Raw genomic sequence first — 23,378 nt, forward strand, 5'->3', positions numbered from 1 at the left:
ATGTTTGTCTAAGGTAGTTTACTCTTGTTACATTATTATATGTTATTTTTCATACTTTTCATTGTTTTGGGGCAAAAACTGGTTTTTTAGAATAGAACTTACTTTAATAAGATGTATAATTAAATTATATTAAATTGCTAATTACGAAAAAAAGAGTAATTTGTACCCTTATGTTTTAAACAATACTTAAATTTGTAATCCAAATTTTTAACAAATAATAAAAGAATATGTATCATTCAAAAATAGCGGGCTTAGGATATTATGTTCCTTCAAATGTTGTGACCAACGATGATTTGTCTAAGATTATTGATACCAATGACGAGTGGATTCAGGAGCGAACTGGAATTCAAGAGCGCAGACATATCATTCGTGGAGAAGATACCACGACAACAATGGGAGTAAAAGCAGCTAAAATTGCTATAGAACGTTCTGGCGTTGCCAAAGAAGATATTGATTTTGTAGTTTTTGCTACATTAAGTCCTGATTACTATTTTCCAGGACCTGGAGTTTTAGTGCAACGTGATTTAGGATTAAGAACTGTAGGAGCATTAGATGTTAGAAATCAATGTTCTGGTTTTGTTTATGCTATTTCTGTTGCAGATCAATATATCAAAACCGGAATGTATAAAAACATTTTGGTAATTGGTTCAGAAGTGCATTCAACAGGATTAGACATGACAACTCGCGGACGTGGAGTTTCGGTAATTTTTGGAGATGGAGCAGGAGCGGCAGTTTTAAGCCGTGAAGAAGATTTGACAAAAGGAATTTTATCTACGCATTTGCATTCAGAAGGACAACATGCAGAGGAATTAGCTTTGCAGGCGCCTGGAATGGGAGCACGTTGGGTAACGGATATTTTAGCAGATAATGATCCGAACGACGAAAGTTATTATCCTTATATGAACGGACAATTTGTATTTAAAAACGCAGTAGTTCGTTTTGCTGAGGTAATTAATGAAGGTTTAGAAGCAAACGGTTTACAAGTTTCAGATATTGATATGTTGATTCCGCATCAGGCAAATTTGAGAATCTCGCAATTCATTCAGAACAAATTCAAATTGAGAGACGACCAGGTTCATAACAATATTCAGAAATACGGAAATACAACCGCAGCATCTATTCCAATTGCTTTAACAGAAGCTTGGGAACAAGGAAAAATCAAATCAGGAGATACAGTTGTTCTGGCTGCTTTTGGTAGTGGTTTCACTTGGGCAAGTGCAATTATCAAATGGTAATTTAATTTGATCTTACATTATATTTAGAACCTGCTCTGTTTTGGAGCGGGTTTTTTTATATCCAATTGGCAAGCCTTCGACTTCGCTCAGGATGACACTTAGGGTAATTAGAAAAAACTTGGACCTTGTTGAGGTTGAGGGTTCAAATTTAATTAATATTTTTGTTCTGAAATACTATTGTTAGTGCGGTTGCTTCGTTCCTCGCAATGACAAATAATTTTATTAAAATGAAAAAAAATCAACTAGAAATAGCGTGTTTTAATTACGAATCAGCTATAATTGCTCAGGAAAATGGTGCTGATCGAATAGAACTTTGTGAGAATATAAAGCTCGGTGGAACAACTCCTAATTATATTCTAGCGCTAAAAGTAAGAGAGAATGTATCGATAAAAATGCATGTGATCATAAGACCTCGCGGCGGAGATTTTGTTTATACAGATGAAGAGTTTATAGAAATGAAACAAGACATTAAACAATTTAAGAAATTAGGTGTTGATGGTTTTGTTTTCGGAATCTTAAAACCAGATGGAAGCGTTAATAAAAAGCGAAACAAAGAATTAGTCAATTTAGCAAGTCCGCTTTCGTGTACATTTCATCGTGCTTTTGATGTGGTGAAAGATGCTAAGGAATCTCTCAAAGATGTAATTGAATGTGGTTTTAATACCATTTTAACTTCGGGACAAGAGATAAATGTTGAAGAAGGAATTTTTGCTTTAGAGAAGATTCAAAAATGGTCAAAAGATAAAATCGAAATTATGCCCGGCGGAGGTCTAAGATCTTCTAATATTAAATTATTACAAGATAAATTAGAACCTACTTTTTATCATTCATCGGCCATTACAGATAATACAGAAACAGCAAATCCTGAAGAGGTAAAAGAATTAAAGAATTTTTTATAAAAGCATAAAATAAGAAAAGCCTGGAGTTGGCATACTCCAGGCTTTTCTTTTCTACAAGAACTATTAAAATCTACTAATAAAAGAGGGATTAAAACATTCCACCACCACCTTTATTAGTGTTATCTTCTCTTTGTTTACGTTGCAGGTTTTTGATTTTTGCACCTCCAAAGTTGTATGTTAATCCTAAATAAACGGTTTGACTCTCCCAATTAAATTGTCCAACTTGTGGATAAGGATACATAGTATCAAACGCATATTTCATTGTATTGAATACATCATTAAAACGTACACTAATGTTCATCTTGTTGTCTAATAATGTATAACGTGAACCTATGTCCATTTTGTACATTTCATGACTATTATTTTGAAGACCATCAACTCCACCTCTGTAAAATCCGAATAATAAAAAGCTTAAACGTTTGTTTGCTTTAAAGTTTGAATTCATACGTCCGTTAAATGCTGCAACAGTAACCTTTCTTTCAAGCGGATTACTTGTGTCTGTTGCCGCATCATATAAAAACACAACTCCTTGCTGATTGATGCTTGAAAAATCGATAGATGGAGAAATATCCCACCACTTTGTAATTTTGTAATTAAAAGAAGCTTCAAACCCGTAAGCCGTATTATGATCATAGTTAGTAAAAGTCATAATTTGTTTGTTGCTATTAGGTTCTGTAACATCAGGATATAAAATTCTACTGATTTGGTCATTGATGCTTCTCACGAAAACACCAGCAGTAAAACTTCCTTTTTCTAAAGTTTTAGTATAATTTAATTCCACAGAGTTTGTAAACTGAGGTCTTAATTCAGGATTTCCTAATGAAGTTACTAACGGTGTAGAAAACTCACGAATAGGTTTTGTTTGTTCTAAACTCGGACGGTCAACGCGACGGCTGTAGCTTAATTGAAAAGTGTTTTTCTCATTAAGGTTATACGTTAAATAAGCTGATGGATATAGCGTAATATAATCGTCATCAAATTTTTCAAGACCATGATTTAAATTCGCAGCTACTTTATAACTCTCAAAACGAGCACCTAACTGATAGCTTAATTTTTTAAATTTCTGACCAAAAGTCACATAAGCTGAGTAAATATCAGTATCATAAGTATAATTAGAAACAGGAAGTGCTGCAAGAGGATTTCCGGTAATATAATCATTATCCGTTCTTGTAATTCTGGCTTCGGCACCAGCTTCAAGAGTAGTTTTGTCATTTAACGGATTTACATAATCAACATTGACAGTACTTAACTGACGAGTACCTTTTATGTAGTCGTCAAAAATAATGCTGTTTACAGTATTGTCAAGCTTTGTAGTTTTAGTATCAAAAGAAGCATTTTGTGTTTCTTTATTGTCGCTGTAATTTGCTTCAAAATCTAAGGTGTGACCTTCTTTTTTAAAGATATGCTTGTAAGCTAAATTATAAGTTCCAACCTGATCCGGACCTGTGTATCTGGATTTTTGAAAAATGTTAGAAATATCTGAATTTGTTACATTATTGTAGTCAATATCAGTGTCTACAAATCCTTTACCGGTCGATTTATTTTGGTTGGTATAAATAGATAATGTGTTATGATCGTTAATTAAATAATCCATTCCAACTTTATATAAGTAGGAATCATTATCATTTAAGACATTTATTTTTTGATAAATATCCTGATCTAATCTTTTGATAAAACCATGATTGTGATAAATCCCGAAGTTTTGTCCCACATTTCCAAAGAAATTGACTTTCCCGGTTTTATAGTTCAAATCTAATGATTGATTGTATTTTGCAGTTTCTCCAAAAGTGATTCCGCCACTGTAGCTTCCGTTGAAACCAGTGTTAGCATTTTTGTGTAGAATAATGTTGATGATTCCAGACATTCCTTCTGGATTGTATTTCGCACTTGGATTAGTAATCAACTCAATTTTTTTGATAGAAGTTGATGGAATTTGCTTTAATAATTGTGCAGGATCAATATTCGAAGGTCTTCCGTCAATTAATACACGTACATTATCGTTACCACGAAGAGAAAGTTTTCCGTCCTGATCAACATTTACAGATGGAATGTTGTTCATGATATCTGAGGCAGAAGCTCCGGCTGTAGTTAAATCTTTTCCAACAGTTACTACTTTTCTATCAATTTTTTGTTCAATTGTAGAACGCTCACTAACAATGTTAACACCTTTTAGCTGAGTAGCTTCTTCTTCAAGAGATACATTAACGGTAGCTGTTTTTTTGTTATCGCTTAAAATTACAGAACCAATATATTTTCTAAATCCAATGTACTGAATTTCGATTGTATAATTTTTTAGAGCCAAATTTTTAATGGTAAAACCACCATTGTCATCTGTGTTAACTCCAGATACTACTTTTCCGTTGTCTTTAATAGAAACTGTAGCATAAGAGATTGGCGCATTATTTGATTTTTCGGTAATTTTTCCGGAGACTTCACCGGTGTTTTGGGCTTGGGCTGTTGCAAATATACCTAGTAATGCAAACAGAAAGAATTTTAGTTTCATATTGTAATAATTGATTTTTTTGATTGATTGATGATGGTGATTGTTTTTTTGATTTTGTTTTTTGTTTTTTCTTCAAACGAATTTAAAGACCCTATTAAGACTCTTTTATGATCGATATGTTACAGAGAAATCAATAAAAAAAATGGTTTTGTTTATAGATGTTCTGTTTTATAAGGGATTAGCATTTTAATTTTTTGATAATTTTAACATTCAGAATAATTCGCTTTTTAAGAAATTCTTATCGTTTCCTTGTATTTTATATGTTTTTCATTTTCTCTAATTGATGAATAAGCAGTATCTTTGCTCACTTTAAAAATAAGTTTACATGTCATTATCACAAATTCTTACTCCTTCTATACAAAAAGCAATACAAGCATTATTTGATGTTACTGTTGATAAAATCGAATTTCAAACAACCCGAAAAGAGTTTGAAGGCGATATTACAATGGTGATTTTCCCTTTATTGAAAGTGATCAAAAGTAATCCTGGCGAATTAGGAAATAAAATCGGAAATTATCTGGTTGAAAATGTTCCTGAAGTAGCACGCTTTAACGTAGTATCAGGTTTCTTGAATATTGTAATTTCAGATAGTTATTATTTGAATTTCTTTAACGAAATAAAGGATAATAACAAGTTTGGATATGTAACACCAAACCCGGAGGATAAAGCTATAATGGTTGAATATTCTTCACCAAATACTAATAAGCCTTTGCATTTAGGTCACGTTCGTAACAATTTGTTAGGATATTCAGTAGCTGAAATTATCAAAGCTTCTGGTAAAAAAGTATATAAAACTCAGATTATTAACGATCGTGGAATTCATATTTGTAAATCAATGCTGGCTTGGCAGAAATTTGGAAATGGTGAAACTCCAGAAAGTTCAAATTTAAAAGGAGATAAACTGGTTGGTAAATATTATGTTGAATTTGATAAAGCTTACAAAGGCGAAATCAATCAATTAATCGAAACCGGAAAAACAGAAGAAGAAGCAAAAAAACAAGCTCCAATTATTATTGAGGCTCAGGAAATGCTTAAAAAATGGGAATCTGGAGATGATGCAGTAATCACACTTTGGAAAATGATGAACCAATGGGTTTATGATGGTTTTGCAACAACTTACACCAATCTTGGAGTTAATTTTGATAAATATTATTACGAAAGCAATACTTATTTATTAGGAAAAGATGTTGTTCAGATAGGTCTTGATAGTGGTGTTTTCGAAAAAGACCCTGATGGTTCAGTTTGGATAGATTTGACTGATGAAGGATTAGATCGTAAAATCGTTTTACGCTCTGACGGAACTGCGGTTTATATGACACAAGATATCGGTACAGCCATTCAGCGTGTAAAAGATATGCCAGATGTTGGCGGAATGGTTTACACCGTTGGTAACGAACAAGATTATCACTTTAAAGTTTTGTTCCTGATTCTGAAAAAATTAGGATTTGATTGGGCTTCAAGTTTATACCATTTATCATACGGAATGGTAGATTTACCTTCAGGAAAAATGAAAAGCCGTGAAGGAACTGTTGTAGATGCCGATGATTTGATGCAGGATATGACTGATACAGCCAAACAAATTTCAGAAGATTTAGGAAAGCTGGACAGCTATTCGGCAGAAGAAAAGGCTAAATTGTACAAGACAATTGGTTTAGGAGCGTTGAAATATTACATCTTAAAAGTAGATCCTAAAAAACGTATTTTGTTTAATCCAGAAGAATCTGTTGATTTTGCAGGAAATACGGGTCCGTTTATACAATATACATACGCGAGAATTCAATCTATTATTCGTAAATCTGATTTTGATTTTTCAGCTAAAACGAACACAGAAGAATTACATGAAAAAGAAAAAGAATTGGTAAAACAAATCGAACTTTTTCCGGAAGTAATTCAAAATGCAGCTCAAAATCACAGCCCTGCTTTGATTGCCAATTATACGTATGATTTAGTAAAAGAGTATAATTCATTTTATCAATCTGTTCATATTTTAGGAGAAGTTGATTTAACCAAAAAAATATTCAGAGTGCAGCTTTCACAAAAGGTAGCCGAAGTTATAAAATCGGCCTTTACTTTATTAGGAATAGAAGTTCCGGAAAGAATGTAAGAATTAAAATGATTAAGAATAAAAAAAGCCAGTAGTTGAGAAACTACTGGCTTTTTTTATTGTCTTTATGACTTATTGTGCCAGATAAAGATGAGATTGTATAATACTTTTGCCACAGGTTTGATAAGGTTAGTAATTAGTAAAATATCACCTTATATTTATTTTTAACTATTTTGAATTAGTAAGCTTTTAGAAGAAAGTAATAAAAGGATAGAAGTATCTGAATTGAGTTTCAGGTTTTTTTTTTTGAATAATATTCTTTTTAAGCAGTTTGCAATTCAAGCTAATTGCTGAAAACTTAAAAAATAACAGTTTTTATGTTTTTATTTAAGTTTTATTTTTTTTGATTTTATTCTTACAAAAATTCTTTCAAGTTGTAATCGATAAAACTCCTATTGTTGAGTATTTAGCACAATCGTCAGTTGCTTATGCAACGGCTGCAGGAACGTGGCAGCAAAAAATAGGTGAACAAGCTTGGTATGCTTTATTTAATAGAGGATTTGAAGGTTGGACATCAACAAGAAGACTTAATTTTCCAGCTCTTGTTCCGCCATCAAATGCTGATGCTTCGGCAGAAAGTCAAATTCCGTCAAGAATGACTTACCCAATTCGAGAGCAAACATTAAATGCTGTAAATTATAATGCAGCAGGTCTATCAATAGGTGGAGATAAATTAAAAACAAAATTATTCTGGGATAAAAATTAAATGCGTTTTTAAGCGTTTAAGTATAAAAGTAAATCCCTATTATCATTTTTAACTATATTGAATTAGTAAGCATTTAGTAGAAAACGTAAAAGGGTAAACCGTCTGAATTTAGTTTCAGGCGGTTTTTTATGTATAAAAAAAACCGATAGCATTAAAACTATCGGCTTTTTTACAACTAACACAAACATTTTTATTTTACGAACTTGTTGATGATTGCATCTGTTTCTGCTTTTGTAGCGTCTGGTTTTAAATCAAACAAAAGAGAATAAAGAGGTTTTCTATCAACTTTAGCTTCTAGGTTTAAGTCTTGGTGTCTGTCAAAAAGAGTTTGCCATTTGTCACGTACATTTTTCCAAAGTGCATTGTTGGCAACCCACCATTTTTGAGCAGCGATACATTTAACATCTGGAACTTTAGTATAAACATCCATTCCTTTTTCTTGTGCTAACAAAACATCTTTTCCACTGTCATCTCTGATCAATTTGTCGTTGTCTTGTTCATGATTCCATCCTGTAGCAGTGATTTCGTGGATGTTTCTTCTTTTTAAAACATTGTAATCGTTACGTTTTGTTTGCTCTCTTCTAGGTAGTGGTGCATCAGCAACATTTGCCCAGTAATCTTTTCCGTCAACATGTACCCAAGTTGAAGATCCTTCATATCTTGGACTATCGTCTACTTGATATACTTTTTGAGTCCATTGACCTTTAACAGTTTTCTTGTCTAATTTTTTGTATTTCCAGGAAGTTCCTTTATCAAATGAATACAAATCAGTGTTTTCATATAACCAATCTTGTCTCCAGTGTTTGATAATCATATCGTCACTTACAATCAATAAGTGTTGCATTACAATTTTATTAGGAGCATCTTCTACTAATTCAACCCATTCTAAACCAGATTCATGTTTAGTTTCAGATGGTTTATAAGTAGCAGAATCTTTAGGATACTGAAAAGTTTCTGTAAAATTAAATTTCACTTCATAACAACCGCACATCGATTTGATTGATTTAATGTCTTGTTGTTTTTTGTCCTGACTGAAACCAAGGCTGCATGTCAAAGCCATAACGGCCGAAAAATAGAGGCTTTTTGAAATCATAACTTAATTATTTTGTTTTTAAATTTCTCGCAAATATATATAATTTATTTAGAACAAATAAAAATAGTTTATATATTTGCGTCATTATTAAGACTGAATAAAAATAATGAAAATAAAATTTACCCTTTTTGCAGTTGTGCTTTTTTGTCAAATTTCTTTTGCACAGGAGAAAGATACCACAGCTGTAAATAAACTTTCGGAAGTAGTTGTTACTGGCCAGTTTGAGCCACAATCCATAAAAAAATCAGTTTTTAATGTTCGTGTTATTACAAGTGCCGATATTCAAAATTTAGCAGCAACTAATCTGGCAGATGTTTTAAATCAATATTTGAATATTACAGTTAGACCAAGTGGAACAAGTGGTCGTTCTACTGTTTCTTTATTTGGTTTGGATGCTCAGTATTTTAAAATTTTGGTAGATAATGTTCCGTTAATTAATGAAGCAGGTTTGGGTAATAATATTGATTTATCTCAGATTAACTTAAATGATGTTGAGCGTATTGAAATCGTTGAAGGTTCTATGGGGGTTAGTTACGGAGCTAATGCGGTAAGCGGTGTTTTAAATATAATTACAAAGAAGTCATCGCAATACAAATGGGGAATTACTGCATCAGTTCAGGAAGAAACAGTTAATAATGAGTATTCTCTTTTTGATGAAGGACGACACATTCAGTCTTTAAAAGTTTCTCACACATTCATTAAAAATTGGTTTGTATCATTTGGAGCTAATCGTAATGATTTTCAAGGGTATTTAAATGATAAAAATGGAATTGACTATAGTGAAAATGACGGTACAAGAGGTTATAGATGGTTGCCAAAAGATCAGTTAAACGGGACTGTCTTAATCGCATATCAAAAAGATGGTTTCCGCATTTTTTATAAGTTCGAATATTTAGATGAAAATGTTGATTACTATAATAGTACAGTACAATCAGGCTTTAATAGCACTTTGGGGGCATACCGTTATGCAAGTGATAAGAGGTATTTAACAAATAGATATTTTCATAATTTAAATGCAACTGGAAAATTGTTTTCGCAATTGAATTACAATGTTTCACTTTCACATCAAAAACAAGCACGTGATGTAGAAGATTTTAGATATTATTTGTCAACTAAAACAGAAGCTAATAATGTTACTGTGAAAGATCAGTCTATGGAAGTTCTTTATTCTACAGGAACTCTAAATAACTTTTTCTCAAATAAAACAATTGACCTTCAATTAGGATACGAGTTTGTAAATAATAAAGGATATTCATTAGTTCAGGAAGCTAATAATATTCTGACACCAGTTCGAAAAACACTTGAAAACTATGATTTCTTTGTGTCTTCTGAAATTATGGCAACAGAAAAGTTCTCTATTCGACCAGGTTTAAGATTTTCTGCTCAGTCAAAATTTGATAATCAGTATGCTTCATCTCTTGGATTAAGATATCTATTTAATAAAGGAATTGAACTTCGCGGTTCTTACGGGAACTCTTTCAGAACACCAACTTTTGAGGAATTATACTCAAAACAAATTTTTGATGGGCATTTTTTTACAGGAAACGAAAACTTAATTCCTGAAACAAGTACTTCTTATGAAGCAAGTCTTAAAAAATCGACCTTATTTTCATCTGGAGAGCAACTTTCAAACACATTTGCAGGAAGTTATTTGAGTGTTGACGACAGAATTAGTATGGCATTGGTGCGATTTAATCCAGACACCGGAAACCCGGAATATGAATATATCAATATTAGCAAATATAGAATGTGGAATTTCTCTACAATGAATCAGTTCAGAAAAGACAATCTAACATTCAATTTCGGTGCTGCATTTATTGGAATTTCTCAGGAAATAAAAAATCAAGTATTTGTCTCAGATGATAAATTTCTTTACTCATTTAATTTGAACGCCAGTGTTTCTTATACAATTCCAAAATGGAAGACTGTATTTTCAGGATATTATAAATACAATGGTAAAACTCAGCAATTTATTGAGGGTAGTTCATCTTATATTTTATCTAAAATAGATCCAAGCAATTGGCTTGATGCTACAATTAGACAAAATTTTTTCAAAGATCATTTTGAAGTAACAATTGGAGCCAGAAATATTTTTGATATAACAAATGTCACTCAAACGGGAACGGGTAGTGCTGCAGGCCATGCAGGAACTGGAGAAATTATGCTTGCCTATGGGCGTTCCTATTTCTTAAAATTAGCGTATAACCTTAATCTTTAATATAAATATATAATACAATGAAAAAACTTTTATTTTTATCAATCGCATTATTATCACTAGCATCTTGTTCAAGTGACGACGATACTCCTGTTGAAGTACCAACTGTTGGAGAAACATTAAAAGAAACTGTAGGTGGCCCAAATCAGCCAAATCAGGTTTATCTTGATTTAAGTGCTGCTGAATCTAAATCTGTAAATAGAGTCGCTTGGGACTTTGGATTTTCTTCAGGTTCAGAATTTAGAGTAATCCTTAATGGTTCTCTTAAAATGGCTGCTAAACAATTAGCAACTTCAGATATTACCTTACCACAAGTAGTTGATGCAAAAGTTTTGGCTATAGGAGGAGAAAATCTTTCGTCAAATGGATATGTTGATAATCCGACAGGAGTTTTGGTAGGAGCAGGGGCTGGAATTGGAACTGCAATTGCTGAAATTTCGGCTACAGATGCTGATAACAAAGTTTACTTAGTAAATTTAGGATTAGCAGTTTCTACCACAAAACCAGCGGTTGGTTCAGTAAGTGTGGACGGTGAAGCAAGAGGATGGAAAAAAGTTAGAATTTTAAGAAGTGGTAATGGTTATAAAATTCAATATGCTGATTTAGCTTCTGCAACTTTTACAGAAAAAACTATTTCTAAAGAAGCAGCATTTAATTTTTCATTTTTCAGTTTAACTTCAGGGAATACTGTTTTGGTTGAGCCAGAAAAAACTAAATGGGATTTGAATTTTACTACTTTCACAAATTATACTCAAGGTGAAAAAGGAGAAGTGACTTATGGATATTCTGACTTTATCACTTCTAATGTAAAAGGAGGGACACAAGTGTATCAAGTTTTAGTTGCTGCAGGTGGAGCTTATGCTGATTTTACAAAAGCTAAAGTTGACGAAGCTAGTTTTGCTGTTTCTGCAAAAGATCAAAGAGTAATTGGTTCTAGCTGGAGAAACGGCGGTGGGCCAACTTCTTTACCAAGCATTAGAACAGATCGTTTTTATGTAGTTAAAGATGTAGCCGGTAACTACTACAAAGTTAAATTTCTTGCTATGACAAATGATGCAGGTGAAAGAGGAAATATAGCTTTAGAGTATGCCATCTTGAAATAATTCATAATGAAAAATCTAAAGAACATACAGATTATTTCATTCTACTATATGATGCTTTACATCAAAAATTTAGTTAATCATTAGCTTTGTTTTTTTTATTTTTTTTTTTGATAAAGAGGTTAGATTTGTCTAGCCTCTTTTTTTGTCTTTACTTCAAATAAAATAAACTAAACATTCATTTTTAGTTCTATCTTTGCGCATATTTTTCCACAAGCAATTTACAGTAATTTAAAAAGGTTAAATTATTGTAATGTTATTCTTCAAATTTATAATTAGTAGGTGAATACAAAATCTTATTTTTTTCAGTCTTTTGCAATCGTAGCTTTAGCGTTTGTAGCGTTTATTGGATTTAAACAAATCTTACCGGATAAAATCTTTTCTGATAGTAAAATTGATTCCAAAAATGTACTAATCGATAGTATGCTTTTAGAATCAGTAGCAAAAGATTCATTATCGCTAAAAAGCGATAGTATCGAGGAAAGCGAACGAAAACTGGGAGAAGAAAAAATTATTTATGATGCCACAGAAGGAATTGAATTTCCATCTGAGACTTTTGATAATTACAAAGGCTATCAATATTTGATCTCTTTTTACGAGAAATTATATCAACTCGAAAAGAATCCGCAAGACAAAGTAAGAATTGCTTATTACGGAGATTCTATGACCGACGGAGATTTAATTGTACAGGATGTTCGTGCTAATTATCAGGAACGTTTTGGTGGAAACGGAGTTGGTTTTGTACCTATTACATCAGAATCTTCTGCTTCAAGAGGTTCTGTAAAATCATTGTATTCTAAGAACTGGAAAACACAATCGTATTTGAATGTTAAAAGACCAGTAAGTCCTTTTGGTGTAAACGGACATGTGTTTTTTGCAAATGATAAAACAAACGCAACCTGGGTTCAATACGAAGCAGGATTAAATAAAAATTCAACGTCATTAGATAATCCAACATTATTTTACGGAAGAGCTTCTAAGAGAGGAAACGTAAATTTTGTAATAGGAAAAGACACCTTACGAAAAAGCTTAGTTCCAAATAACTTGGTAAATACTTTAAAAGTGACTTCAGGAAGTATAAAAGCTTTCAAGGCAAATTTTATTCATGCAGATTCAATCCCGATTTACGGATTTAATTTTGATAACGGAAAAGGAGTTCACGTTGATAATTTCTCGCAAAGAGGAAATTCAGGATTGCCAATTTCGGCATTTAATGCTGGTGTAATGCAAGCCTTCAATACTAATTTGAAATACGATTTGATTATATTGCATTACGGAACCAACGTATTGAATTACGGAACCAAAAATTATTTCTGGTACGAAAGAGGAATGAAGAAAACGGTGAATAAAATCAAAGAATCTTTCCCGGGAGTTTCGATTCTGATTATTTCGACCGCAGATAAATCGACTAAGTATGATCTTGAAATGAAAACAGATTCTGCTGTTGTTCCTTTAATGAAAGCTCAAAAAAGATATGCTTTAGAAACCGAATCCGGATTTGTAAATTTATACACCTTAATGGGTGGAGACGGATCGATGGTAAAATGGGTTGATGAATCTCCGGCGAAAGCCAATAAAGATTACACGCATTTTAATCAACGTGGTGCTAAAGCAATTGGTAGATTATTGTATGATCAGTTAAATAAAGGATACGAACAATATAAAGCTCTGCGAGAGCATAGGGAAACTGTAACCGATAAACGGAAAACAGTCAGGAAAACAAATACAGACTCGGTTTCTGTAACAAAAGATAGCGTAAATGACTAGACTTCTAATTTTGTTTTGTTGTCTTTTTTTCTCAACAAACGAAAAACCAAAAACGACAGATTCAAATTCAATAGTAAAAAGTATGATTCACAAAGTCGATTCAGCAGCAATTGAACCTATTTCTGATGATGAAATTTACAATGCGAAAGCATTAGAAAGTTTTTTTAAGAAATTACAGGAAAATGAAAAGCATAACAATCAAAAGATAAACATAGTTCATATTGGAGACTCTCATATTCAGAGTGATCTAATGACTAATGAAATCAGAAAGAATCTACAACAGAAATTTGGAAATGCAGGTCGCGGTTTGGTTTTTCCATATCAATTAGCCAAAACGAACGGTTCATATAATGAGCGTTTTCGTTCAAACAGAGCATGGGAAAGTTACCGAAACATTCATCCTTTTAAAAATGTTCCTGTAGGTTTAAGCGGAATTGGACTTTGGAGAGATAGTGGCGGTTTTGCAGTCGAATTGAATGTTAAAGATCCGGCTTATAAGTTTAATACAATTCGTATTATTACACCTCAAAACCAGAATATGTTTGATTTGGCAACATCATCTCAAACTAATATTATTCAGTCTACAGAGCGAAAAGTAATTACGCATAAGATCAAAAAAGGAGAAGCTATATCGACTATTGCCGACAAATACAATGTTTCAGTTGCCGAAATTAAAAGAAACAATCATTTAAAGTCAGATAATATTCGTGCCGGAAGAGTTTTGAAAATTCAGACCAATGAAACAAAACCCAAAGCGATCAAGAATTCGTCGTTTGTTTCTTTAGATTTAGAATCGGATTCCTTTAGTCATTATTACAATTCAGATAAAGCATTAGATAAAATTTATTTGATTCCGAATAAAGACGCTTCAAAATACGAACTAAACGGAATTGTTCTGGAGAAAGATTCATCAGGATTAATTTACAGCAGTATCGGAGTAAATGGATCTAAATTTTCAGATTACAATAAATATCCTTTGTTTTTTGAGCAGTTAAAAGCATTGCATCCGGATATGTTGGTTCTTTCTTTAGGAACAAACGAAAGCTACGATCACATGGAGGCCGCGGCTTATATTGAGCAGGTACGTCAGTTTATAAAGAAAGTAAAAGAGCAAAATATAAACGTCCCAATAATTATTAGTACACCAGCGCCTTCTTTGCTTAAAGCAAAAAGAACCAATACTTACATATTCGATTATGCGAGAAGTATAATTCAAATTGCCGAAACGGACAATGTTGCAGTTTGGGATTTATACGATGAATTTGGTGGGATGCACGGTATTAATCAGTTAAGACTTCAAGGATTAATTGGTCCGGACTGGGTTCATTACTCTAAAAAAGGATACGAAAAACAAGGTAATTTGTTTACACAGGCATTTTTAAACGCATACAATAATTTTAAATTAAAGAATTAAGTTGATTACAATTGATAGCATAAATAATTGGTTTGTTCAAAATTTTGGTGCAATTACCTTAGAACAGGCTAAAAGTTGGTTTATATACAATCCCGAAGAAAAACTACTTTTTAATACAGGTTTATTCTTAGGGCTGTTTTTGGTTTTTTATTTTGTGTATGCTTTTTTACGCAAAACATTTTATTTGAGATTAACGTACGTTATTCTGTTCTCGCTTTTCTTCTATTATAAGTCAAGCGGAATTTACTTTCTATTATTGTTACTTTCGTCTGTTGTCGATTATAGCTTGAGTCAGATCATTTTTAAAGCAACAAAAGCTAGTACAAAGAAAATTTATCTGGTAATAAGTGTAATCCTGAATTTAGGATTACTAGGTTATTTCAAGTACATGAACTTTATGATTGTAACGTTCAATGATATGTTTCAGGGTAATTACCAGCTTCATGATGTTTTTCTTCCTGTGGGAATTTCGTTTTATACCTTTCAGTCGATGAGTTATATCATTGAGATTTATCGTGAAGAAATTAAACCGACAAAAAATTACATCGAATATTTATTTTTCGTTTCGTTTTTCCCGCAGTTAGTTGCAGGACCAATTGTTAGGGCAAAAGATTTCCTACCGCAGATTTATCAAAAATTAAACCTGACAAAGCAAGATGTAAACAATGCATTGTTCCTTATTATTGGTGGATTAATCAAGAAAACCGTAATCTCAAATTATATTTCTATAAACTTCGTCGACCGAGTTTTTGATACGCCAATGAACTATACGTCATTCGAAAACTTAATGGCATCTTATGGATATGCAATTCAAATTTATTGTGATTTCTCAGGATATTCAGATATGGCAATCGGAATCGCTTTGTTATTAGGATTCAAATTACCAACCAACTTTAGAACACCATACAAATCAACTTCGATAACAGATTTCTGGAGAAGATGGCACATTTCTCTTTCCACCTGGCTAAAGGATTTCTTGTATATTTCTATAGGAGGAAACAGAGAAGGAACATTCGCAGGATATTTATTCCCAAGTTTATTTTTCTTTGGATTATTGCTTTGGGGAATTTCAAATGTAAGCGTGAGTTATATTCCGTTAGGAATTGCAATTGGAGCACTAGTTGTTTTTTGTTTGACATTTTTACTTTCTAAGAAAAAAAATCAGACACTAGTAACCAATTTCAATTTGTTTACCACAATGCTTTTAGGAGGATTATGGCATGGAGCAGGAGCACAGTTTATTATCTGGGGAGCATTACACGGATTAGCATTGGCAGTACATAAAATTTTCATGGAATTTTTCCCACCTAAAAAAGAAGGATCTAATTTCTTTTGGAGATTTTTCTCTATCCTGATTACATTCCATTTTGTAGTTTTTTGTTGGATCTTTTTCCGCGCCAGAGATTTCGAAACAGCCTTACAGGTAATTAACAATATTGGTCAGTTAACTTTTGAACCAGAAAATTGGCAAGCAATTGTATTAGGATATAAAAATGTATTCTTATTAATGCTTTTCGGATATGTTTGGCACTTTTTACCAGAAGTTATCACAGACAAAATGAAATTTGTTTTCGATAGAACTCCTTTATTATTAAAAGCAGTAATTCTTGGTTTTGTGTACTGGATCGTATATGCAACAGCAGTCGCAGGTTCACAGCCATTTATTTATTTTCAGTTTTAGAAAAGGTTCAAAGGGACAAAGTTACAAAGGCGCAAAGGTTTTTCTTTTGCGTTTTTTAATTTATAGCCACAGATTAAAAGGTTAAAAAGATTTTTAAAATCTGCTTAAATCTTTTAAATCTGCGTGAAACAAAAACTTTGTGACTTTGTGGCTTCGCGGCAAAAAATTGCACTTAAATAAAAATTGCCTGAAATACCTAATTAGATTATCTTTGCACTTCAAATAAAGAAAAAAGTATGTTTGATAATTTAAGTGATAAGTTAGATAAAGCGTTCCATATATTAAAAGGACACGGTAAAATTACAGAAGTAAACGTTGCCGAAACCTTAAAAGAAGTTCGTCGTGCCTTACTTGATGCCGATGTTAACTTTAAAATTGCTAAAGATTTTACTGCCAAAGTAAAAGAAAAAGCAATTGGCCAGGACGTTTTAACAACACTTCAGCCAGGACAATTATTAGTGAAGTTAGTAAAAGACGAACTAACGGAATTGATGGGTGGAGATGTTGCGGGAATCAATCTTTCTGGAAATCCAAGCATTATCTTAATGTCAGGATTGCAAGGTTCTGGTAAAACAACTTTCTCAGGAAAACTTGCTAATTTTTTAAAGACTAAGAAAAACAAAAAACCACTTCTTGTAGCTTGTGATATCTACCGTCCTGCGGCGATTAATCAGTTGCATGTTGTTGGAGACCAAATAGGAGTTGAGGTTTACTCAGAGCCGGAAAATAAAAATCCTGTTGAAATTGCTCAAAATGCAATCAAACATGCAAAAGCAAATGGTTTCAATGTAGTTATTGTCGATACTGCTGGTCGTTTGGCAGTAGATCAGGAAATGATGGATGAAATTGCTCGTGTTCATAAAGCAATTCAGCCACAGGAAACTTTGTTTGTTGTTGATGCAATGACAGGACAAGATGCTGTAAACACAGCAAAAGCCTTCAACGATATCCTGAATTTTGATGGAGTTATTTTAACAAAATTAGATGGAGATACACGTGGTGGAGCTGCAATTTCGATTAAATCGGTTGTAAACAAACCAATCAAATTTGTAGGTACGGGAGAAAAGATGGAAGCAATTGATGTTTTCTATCCAGATCGTATGGCTGAGCGTATTCTTGGTATGGGAGACGTTGTGTCGCTTGTAGAAAGAGCTCAGGAACAATTTGACGAAGAAGAAGCTAGAAAACTTCAAAAGAAAATCGCTAAAAACGAATTTGGTTTTGATGATTTCTTGACTCAAATTCAGCAAGTAAAGAAAATGGGTAATATGAAAGACCTGGTTGGAATGATACCGGGAGCTTCAAAAGCCATGAAAGATGTAGAAATAGAAGATGATGCTTTTAAACATATAGAAGCAATCATTCACTCGATGACGCCAATCGAAAGAAGTAAACCTGCCATAATCGACGTAAAAAGAAAAGCCAGAATCGCAAAAGGTTCCGGAACGAAAGTCGAGCAAGTAAATCAGTTAATGAAGCAATTCGACCAAATGAGCAAAATGATGAAAATGATGCAAGGTCCGGGCGGAAAAAACCTGATGAAAATGATGGGAGGCATGAAAGGAATGCCAGGCGGAATGCCGAAATAATAAAATAAGAAAAAAGTTTCAAGTTTCAGGTTTCAAGTTGTGAGACTGAAATTTGAAACTTTTTTCAATAAAAATATTTTCGTTTTTCAAGTAACATGAAACTTGAAACCTGAAACAAAAAAATAATAAACCTGAAACAAAAAACAATGCAACTACTAGACGGTAAAAAAACAGCTGAAGACATTAAAAACGAAATCGCAGCCGAAGTTCAATCGATAAAAGCAGCCGGAGGAAAAGTACCTCATTTGGCAGCAGTAATCGTTGGGACAAACGGAGCAAGTTTAACTTACGTAGGAAGTAAAGTAAAATCTTGCCAACAAATTGGCTTTGATTCAACTTTAGTAGCTTTGCCTGAAGACATTACCGAAGCAGATTTATTAGCAAAGATCAAAGAATTAAACGAAGATGATGATCTTGATGGATATATTGTTCAGTTGCCTTTGCCAAAACATATCGACGAACAAAAAATCTTATTAGCAATCGATCCAGATAAAGATGTTGACGGATTTCACCCAACAAACTTTGGTAGAATGGCACTTGAAATGGAAAGTTTCATTCCTGCAACACCATTCGGAATCATGGAATTGTTAGAGCGTTACAAGGTAGAAACTGCTGGAAAACATACTGTAGTAATTGGAAGAAGCCATATCGTAGGCCGACCAATGAGTATTTTAATGAGTCGCAAAGGAAATCCTGGAGATTCTACAGTAACACTTACTCACAGTCGCACTAAAAACTTGGCAGAGTTCACTAAAAATGCCGATATTATTATCACGGCTTTAGGAGTTCCTGAATTCTTAAAAGGAGACATGGTAAAAGACGGGGTTGTAATTATAGATGTTGGAATCACTCGTGTAGACGATGCATCAAATTCAAAAGGTTACGTTATAAAAGGTGACGTTGATTTTGATGAAGTAAGTAAAAAAGCGTCATATATTACGCCGGTTCCTGGTGGAGTAGGACCAATGACAATTGCAATGTTGCTTAAAAACACACTTTTAGCAAGAAAAATGAGAAGCGCTAAAAAATAATTCTTTACAAATAAATACAAACAAAGCCTATTCAATCGAGTAGGCTTTGTTGTTTTTAGATACTTTGGGCGTGACCATATTTACAAAAGGCGCTATTTAACATGCCGCTTATGTGCGCCTTTCGCAAATATGGTCGGGCTATCCGCGCTACTTCGGTAGCTAGCTTCTATCCCTCACGCAGCTCTCTGAATAATTATTAAATCCATATAGTCCCTACAGGACAAAAAACATACGATCGATAATTATTTTTCTACCAATATTTAATCTCTACGAGATACTCCGCTAGGAGTTAGATGTTGGTAGAAAAAAACAAGACACAAGTCAAAAATGTCCCGTAGGGACATATGTGTCCACAGAAAATTTCACAATATCTTAGATTGAATTAAAAATCAAAAAAAAATCAACTTTTATATTTGCCAATTCAAAATAAAACATAACTTTGCATTACAAAGTACTTTTATTATGAATCAGAAGCACCAAGAAGATTTAGCACATATTCGTTCCATGATGGAGCGCTCTTCAAGATTTATATCGTTAAGCGGACTCTCGGGAGTATTTGCGGGTCTGTCGGCATTGATTGGAGGATTGTATGTTTGTCAATTATTTAAAGCCAATGGAATCGAATATTTTGGAGGAGAACAAATTGTTATTCCTGCTAGTTTGGTATCTCAATTGTTTTTTACTGGTTTAATCATTTTAGTTTTTGCTTTTATTTTTGGACTAACCTTTACCATCAGAAAAAGCAGAAAATACGATTTGCCTATTTGGACATCAGCGACAAAAAAGATGCTGTTTAATTTAGCGATTCCACTTTTGGCGGGAGGTATATTTTGTTTAGCGCTTTTGTATCATGGAATTTATGGTTTAGTGGCGCCGGCAACTTTAATCTTTTATGGTTTGGCACTTATAAATGCTGAAAAATATACTTTTTCGGATATTAAATATTTAGGATTCTGTGAGTTAGTTTTAGGAATTATTTCTCTTTTTTATATTGGATATGGTTTAGTTTTTTGGATCATAGGATTTGGTATTTTGCATATCTTGTACGGATTAATAATGTTCAAAAAATATAAATAATCCACGCAATGGGAATTATTGATAAACTAAATAAAGATTTTGAAAGCCGTGTCAGATTGGGAATTATGTCCATTCTGATGGTTAATGAATGGGTTGATTTTACGGAGATGAAAAACCTCCTGAATATCACCGATGGAAATTTAGCCAGCCATTCCTCGGCACTTGAAAAGTCTGAATATATCGAAGTCAAAAAAGAGTTTGTGGGCAAAAAGCCTAAAACATCATACCAGGTTACACCTAGAGGACGTGCGGCTTTTAAAGAACACTTATCTTACCTTGAAAAATTAATGAAATCGTAATAACTATATTTTTTTGTCTAAACGCTTTGAAATACAAAGTACTTTTAAAATTTGAAACAATGAAAATAAATTCAACAAATATGAAAAAACACCAGATTATTCTAGCTTGCAGTTTGATTTTTACACTGCTATTTTACAACGAGTCAGTAGGAGTGAATCTCGCTATTTTTGGACTATTTTTAACCTGCCTGATCTCGTATTCATTTCAGGATCGGTTTGTCGACAGGTCGCATTTAATCTTAGTTGTGACATCGGTTTTATCATGCTTAGCCTTTGCTTGGTACGGAGATTTCGCTTCTTTCCTGGCTTTGGCAATGTCTGTTCTATTTTTACAATTCAAGACGCAGGATTCACAGCTTAAAATAATACAGATTTTTCCGCTTGTGTTTTTAAATGCATTCACCACTTTAGGTCGTGTTTTTATGTTTAGCCAATGGCTTCCCGAAAGAAAAATTCATAATAACTTTGCTAAAAAACTAGTAGCTTATTTTATTATTCCAACAATCTTTCTAATTGTGTTTTTTGCAGCTTATTCATTCGGAAGTACCCATTTTTCTTCTTTGCTAACAGATTATACTTTAGATCTTGATATCGTACAAGTTATTTTAATTGGATTATTGGGGTTTTATATCGCTTTCAGTTTTTGGAATTATTGGGTTCCGGAGATTTGTTATGAAAAAAACGAAATGTTAGACAATGAATTCAACAATATTGCCGAAGTGAAAAACCAACAAACATTTTCATTTCTTGATCTGGATTTCGAAAGAAAAAGTGGTGAGATCACTTTACTGCTATTAAATTTTATGCTTTTAATTTTTATTGTAACCTATAATTATGAGCAGTTTTTTGAAGTAGTAGAAAAAACAAAACTTAGCTCAGATACACACGAAAGAGTAAATTCAGTTATTTTTTCAATCATTATGGCCGTTGGAGTGATCTTATTTTACTTTAAAGGCGGATTCAATTTTGATAAAAAAGCAACGAATCTTAAAGCGCTGGCTAAAATATGGATCGTATTAAATGGAGTTTTAATTGTAAGTACAATCATTAAAAACTCAGAATATGTTTCATTCTTCGGGTTAACCTACAAACGATTGGGAGTTTTTGCTTTTCTGATTTTGGCAATTATTGGTTTAGTGTTTACATTCTTAAAAATTAGAAGACAAAAAACTAATGCTTATTTAATCAATCAAATGGTTTGGTATTTCTACGGAACAATACTTTTATGCAGTTTTGTAAATTGGGGAAATCTAATTACAAACTACAATATTTCGGTAAACAAGGGAGTTGAACCAAGATTTTTAAGTAGTTTGGATTTTAATGATGAAGCTCGAAGGGAGTATTTTTTGCAAAATAACATTAAAGAATCTTATGGAGAGTTAGATAAAGAAAATGATATTTTTATATATCAGGAAAAAACATTTTTATCTAAAGCTTTGTATTATGAGTTTTTAAAGAAAGAATAAGAATAGAATTTGTAGTAAAACCGTCTTATGTAAATTACTAAGACGGTTTTTTAATGCCTAATTATTACTGTAAAGTTTTTGGTTCAAAAAATAAAGGATACTTTTGCAACACTTTAAAAAAAAACTTCTCCAATGGACGATTATTATTCGTTAGTATTTAATTAAAATAGCTTTTGATCTTTTTCAAATTGCTATGATAAAACCCGCAATTTTGAAATGAAAGCCTTTTACAATAACAACAACGGATTAATCGCAACACAAGAATGGACTCCAGATTGCTGGATCAATGTAGAATCTCCGTCAGAAACTGAAAAGAAATATTTACTAGAAGAACTTCAAATTCCCGAAGCCTTTTATAATGATATTGAAGATATTGACGAAAGGCCTCGTATCGAGATAGAAGATGGCTGGACGTTAATTATTATGCGTGTTCCCATAAAAAGCAATGATGTTAAATTACCTTTTCAAACCATTCCGCTTGGTGTGATTTTTAAAAAGGATATTTGTGTTACCATCAGTTTTTACGAAACAGAAATAATCTCTGATTTTGTTCAATATACCAAACGAAAAAATATACATATCAAGGACAATTTCGATCTTGTTTTAAGATTATTATTGTCATCAAGTGTTTGGTATTTAAAATATCTGAAACAAATCAATCAAAAGATAAAACTCGCGGAAGATAATTTAGAAAAATCGATCAAGAATGCAGAGTTGCAAGCACTTTTGCAAATCGAAAAATGTCTGGTATTTTTTATTACTTCCTTAAAAGGAAACGATGTTTTGTTTCATCGAATTAAAAATCTAAAAGCCCACAGAGAACATTTTGATCCGGATTTGTTGGAAGATGTCGATATCGAAATAAGTCAGGCGCAAGATACAGCCAATATTTATAGTAATATTTTGACAGGAATGATGGATGCGTATGCTTCTGTGATTTCAAATAATATGAATAATATCATGAAGCAAATGACTTCGATTTCTATTATTCTAATGATCCCAACTTTAATCGCGAGTTTGTACGGAATGAATGTCCCAAATGGATTAGAAGAAAGTAAATACGGATTTTGGATTCTTCTTTTTGTATCTGTTATTTTGTCTTCCTGCGGAGCATTTTTATTTAAAAGAAGAAGATGGTTTTGATAATACAGTTTTAATAATCCTTAGTATGTAATTCGGGAAATTTTATTTAACACATA

Annotated in this window: 18 protein-coding genes; 15 read left to right on the forward strand and 3 right to left on the reverse strand. The window is 32.6% G+C overall.

Annotated features, from left to right (window positions below):
- The first annotated feature begins 227 nt into the window (after window positions 1-227).
- Window positions 228-1,235, forward strand: coding sequence for a 3-oxoacyl-ACP synthase III family protein (locus LPB88_RS15465; RefSeq protein ID WP_230716560.1), 1,008 nt, complete (start codon window positions 228-230; stop codon window positions 1,233-1,235).
- Window positions 1,236-1,462: 227 nt separating this feature from the next.
- The gene (locus tag LPB88_RS15470; RefSeq protein WP_230716561.1) at window positions 1,463-2,134 is read left to right on the forward strand and encodes a copper homeostasis protein CutC; all 672 of its coding nucleotides are present in this window, start codon (window positions 1,463-1,465) and stop codon (window positions 2,132-2,134) included.
- 88 nt (window positions 2,135-2,222) lie between these two features.
- Here the strand turns inward: LPB88_RS15470 and LPB88_RS15475 are convergent, their stop codons facing one another.
- The gene (locus LPB88_RS15475) at window positions 2,223-4,637 is read right to left on the reverse strand and encodes a TonB-dependent receptor domain-containing protein (protein WP_230716562.1); all 2,415 of its coding nucleotides are present in this window, start codon (window positions 4,635-4,637) and stop codon (window positions 2,223-2,225) included.
- Between the two features lie 325 nt (window positions 4,638-4,962).
- On the opposite strand from LPB88_RS15475, the gene argS reads away from it, so the two are divergent.
- Entirely contained in the window at window positions 4,963-6,741 is a 1,779-nt protein-coding gene (gene argS / locus LPB88_RS15480) for an arginine--tRNA ligase (protein WP_230716563.1), read from the forward strand.
- Window positions 6,742-7,084: 343 nt separating this feature from the next.
- Complete coding sequence (locus LPB88_RS15485; RefSeq protein ID WP_230716564.1) at window positions 7,085-7,447, forward strand: SusD/RagB family nutrient-binding outer membrane lipoprotein; 363 nt, start codon at window positions 7,085-7,087, stop codon at window positions 7,445-7,447.
- A gap of 190 nt (window positions 7,448-7,637) precedes the next feature.
- Here the strand turns inward: LPB88_RS15485 and LPB88_RS15490 are convergent, their stop codons facing one another.
- Window positions 7,638-8,540 carry a DUF6607 family protein gene (locus tag LPB88_RS15490; RefSeq protein WP_230716565.1) on the reverse strand — a complete coding sequence of 301 codons (903 nt, stop codon included), beginning with the start codon at window positions 8,538-8,540 and terminating at the stop codon, window positions 7,638-7,640.
- A gap of 106 nt (window positions 8,541-8,646) precedes the next feature.
- Between LPB88_RS15490 and LPB88_RS15495 the strand changes: the two genes are divergently transcribed.
- The 7 genes from LPB88_RS15495 to LPB88_RS15525 all read left to right on the forward strand — a co-directional run bounded on the left by LPB88_RS15495 (window position 8,647) and on the right by LPB88_RS15525 (window position 19,337).
- Entirely contained in the window at window positions 8,647-10,758 is a 2,112-nt protein-coding gene (locus tag LPB88_RS15495) for a TonB-dependent siderophore receptor (RefSeq protein ID WP_230716566.1), read from the forward strand.
- Between the two features lie 17 nt (window positions 10,759-10,775).
- Window positions 10,776-11,858: an HmuY family protein gene (locus tag LPB88_RS15500; RefSeq protein WP_230716567.1), complete on the forward strand. Its 1,083-nt coding sequence runs from the start codon at window positions 10,776-10,778 to the stop codon at window positions 11,856-11,858.
- A gap of 279 nt (window positions 11,859-12,137) precedes the next feature.
- The gene (locus LPB88_RS15505; RefSeq protein ID WP_230716568.1) at window positions 12,138-13,622 is read left to right on the forward strand and encodes an SGNH/GDSL hydrolase family protein; all 1,485 of its coding nucleotides are present in this window, start codon (window positions 12,138-12,140) and stop codon (window positions 13,620-13,622) included.
- The gene (locus LPB88_RS15510; RefSeq protein ID WP_230716569.1) at window positions 13,615-15,036 is read left to right on the forward strand and encodes a GDSL-type esterase/lipase family protein; all 1,422 of its coding nucleotides are present in this window, start codon (window positions 13,615-13,617) and stop codon (window positions 15,034-15,036) included. Before LPB88_RS15505 ends, LPB88_RS15510 begins: the two co-directional genes overlap by 8 nt.
- Before the next feature lies 1 nt (window position 15,037).
- Window positions 15,038-16,717 (forward strand): MBOAT family protein, encoded by a 1,680-nt coding sequence (locus tag LPB88_RS15515; protein WP_230716570.1) that lies wholly within the window; start codon window positions 15,038-15,040, stop codon window positions 16,715-16,717.
- A gap of 236 nt (window positions 16,718-16,953) precedes the next feature.
- Window positions 16,954-18,306, forward strand: a complete 1,353-nt coding sequence (gene ffh, locus LPB88_RS15520; protein ID WP_089353674.1) for a signal recognition particle protein — start codon at window positions 16,954-16,956, stop codon at window positions 18,304-18,306.
- Between the two features lie 146 nt (window positions 18,307-18,452).
- Window positions 18,453-19,337, forward strand: coding sequence for a bifunctional 5,10-methylenetetrahydrofolate dehydrogenase/5,10-methenyltetrahydrofolate cyclohydrolase (locus tag LPB88_RS15525; RefSeq protein WP_230716571.1), 885 nt, complete (start codon window positions 18,453-18,455; stop codon window positions 19,335-19,337).
- 289 nt (window positions 19,338-19,626) lie between these two features.
- Here LPB88_RS15525 and LPB88_RS23880 read toward each other — a convergent pair whose 3' ends face one another.
- Complete coding sequence (locus LPB88_RS23880; RefSeq protein ID WP_370635847.1) at window positions 19,627-19,698, reverse strand: 4Fe-4S binding protein; 72 nt, start codon at window positions 19,696-19,698, stop codon at window positions 19,627-19,629.
- Window positions 19,699-19,799: 101 nt separating this feature from the next.
- On the opposite strand from LPB88_RS23880, the gene LPB88_RS15530 reads away from it, so the two are divergent.
- The 4 genes from LPB88_RS15530 (at window position 19,800) to LPB88_RS15545 (ending at window position 23,322) form a co-directional block, all read left to right on the forward strand.
- Window positions 19,800-20,414 carry a hypothetical protein gene (locus LPB88_RS15530; protein ID WP_230716572.1) on the forward strand — a complete coding sequence of 205 codons (615 nt, stop codon included), beginning with the start codon at window positions 19,800-19,802 and terminating at the stop codon, window positions 20,412-20,414.
- A gap of 8 nt (window positions 20,415-20,422) precedes the next feature.
- A complete protein-coding gene (locus LPB88_RS15535) occupies window positions 20,423-20,713 on the forward strand; it encodes a transcriptional regulator (protein WP_065450961.1) in 291 nt (96 codons plus the stop codon).
- A gap of 59 nt (window positions 20,714-20,772) precedes the next feature.
- Window positions 20,773-22,179, forward strand: coding sequence for a DUF4173 domain-containing protein (locus LPB88_RS15540; RefSeq protein ID WP_230716573.1), 1,407 nt, complete (start codon window positions 20,773-20,775; stop codon window positions 22,177-22,179).
- A gap of 216 nt (window positions 22,180-22,395) precedes the next feature.
- Entirely contained in the window at window positions 22,396-23,322 is a 927-nt protein-coding gene (locus LPB88_RS15545) for a magnesium transporter CorA family protein (protein WP_230716574.1), read from the forward strand.
- Window positions 23,323-23,378: the final 56 nt, after the last annotated feature.

Origin of the sequence: Flavobacterium sp. JAS, from assembly GCF_020991455.1 — a bacterium.
Lineage (GTDB): Bacteria > Bacteroidota > Bacteroidia > Flavobacteriales > Flavobacteriaceae > Flavobacterium.

Coding starts and splice junctions, on each gene's coding strand:
- argS (WP_230716563.1), top strand. CDS start 4,963: ATGTCATTATCACAAATTCTTACTCCTTCTATACAAAAAGCAATACAA.
- LPB88_RS15495 (WP_230716566.1), top strand. CDS start 8,647: ATGAAAATAAAATTTACCCTTTTTGCAGTTGTGCTTTTTTGTCAAATT.
- LPB88_RS15530 (WP_230716572.1), top strand. CDS start 19,800: ATGAATCAGAAGCACCAAGAAGATTTAGCACATATTCGTTCCATGATG.
- LPB88_RS15500 (WP_230716567.1), top strand. CDS start 10,776: ATGAAAAAACTTTTATTTTTATCAATCGCATTATTATCACTAGCATCT.
- LPB88_RS15490 (WP_230716565.1), bottom strand. CDS start 8,540: ATGATTTCAAAAAGCCTCTATTTTTCGGCCGTTATGGCTTTGACATGC.
- LPB88_RS15510 (WP_230716569.1), top strand. CDS start 13,615: ATGACTAGACTTCTAATTTTGTTTTGTTGTCTTTTTTTCTCAACAAAC.
- LPB88_RS15535 (WP_065450961.1), top strand. CDS start 20,423: ATGGGAATTATTGATAAACTAAATAAAGATTTTGAAAGCCGTGTCAGA.
- LPB88_RS15465 (WP_230716560.1), top strand. CDS start 228: ATGTATCATTCAAAAATAGCGGGCTTAGGATATTATGTTCCTTCAAAT.
- LPB88_RS15470 (WP_230716561.1), top strand. CDS start 1,463: ATGAAAAAAAATCAACTAGAAATAGCGTGTTTTAATTACGAATCAGCT.
- LPB88_RS15540 (WP_230716573.1), top strand. CDS start 20,773: ATGAAAATAAATTCAACAAATATGAAAAAACACCAGATTATTCTAGCT.
- LPB88_RS15475 (WP_230716562.1), bottom strand. CDS start 4,637: ATGAAACTAAAATTCTTTCTGTTTGCATTACTAGGTATATTTGCAACA.
- LPB88_RS15525 (WP_230716571.1), top strand. CDS start 18,453: ATGCAACTACTAGACGGTAAAAAAACAGCTGAAGACATTAAAAACGAA.
- ffh (WP_089353674.1), top strand. CDS start 16,954: ATGTTTGATAATTTAAGTGATAAGTTAGATAAAGCGTTCCATATATTA.
- LPB88_RS15545 (WP_230716574.1), top strand. CDS start 22,396: ATGAAAGCCTTTTACAATAACAACAACGGATTAATCGCAACACAAGAA.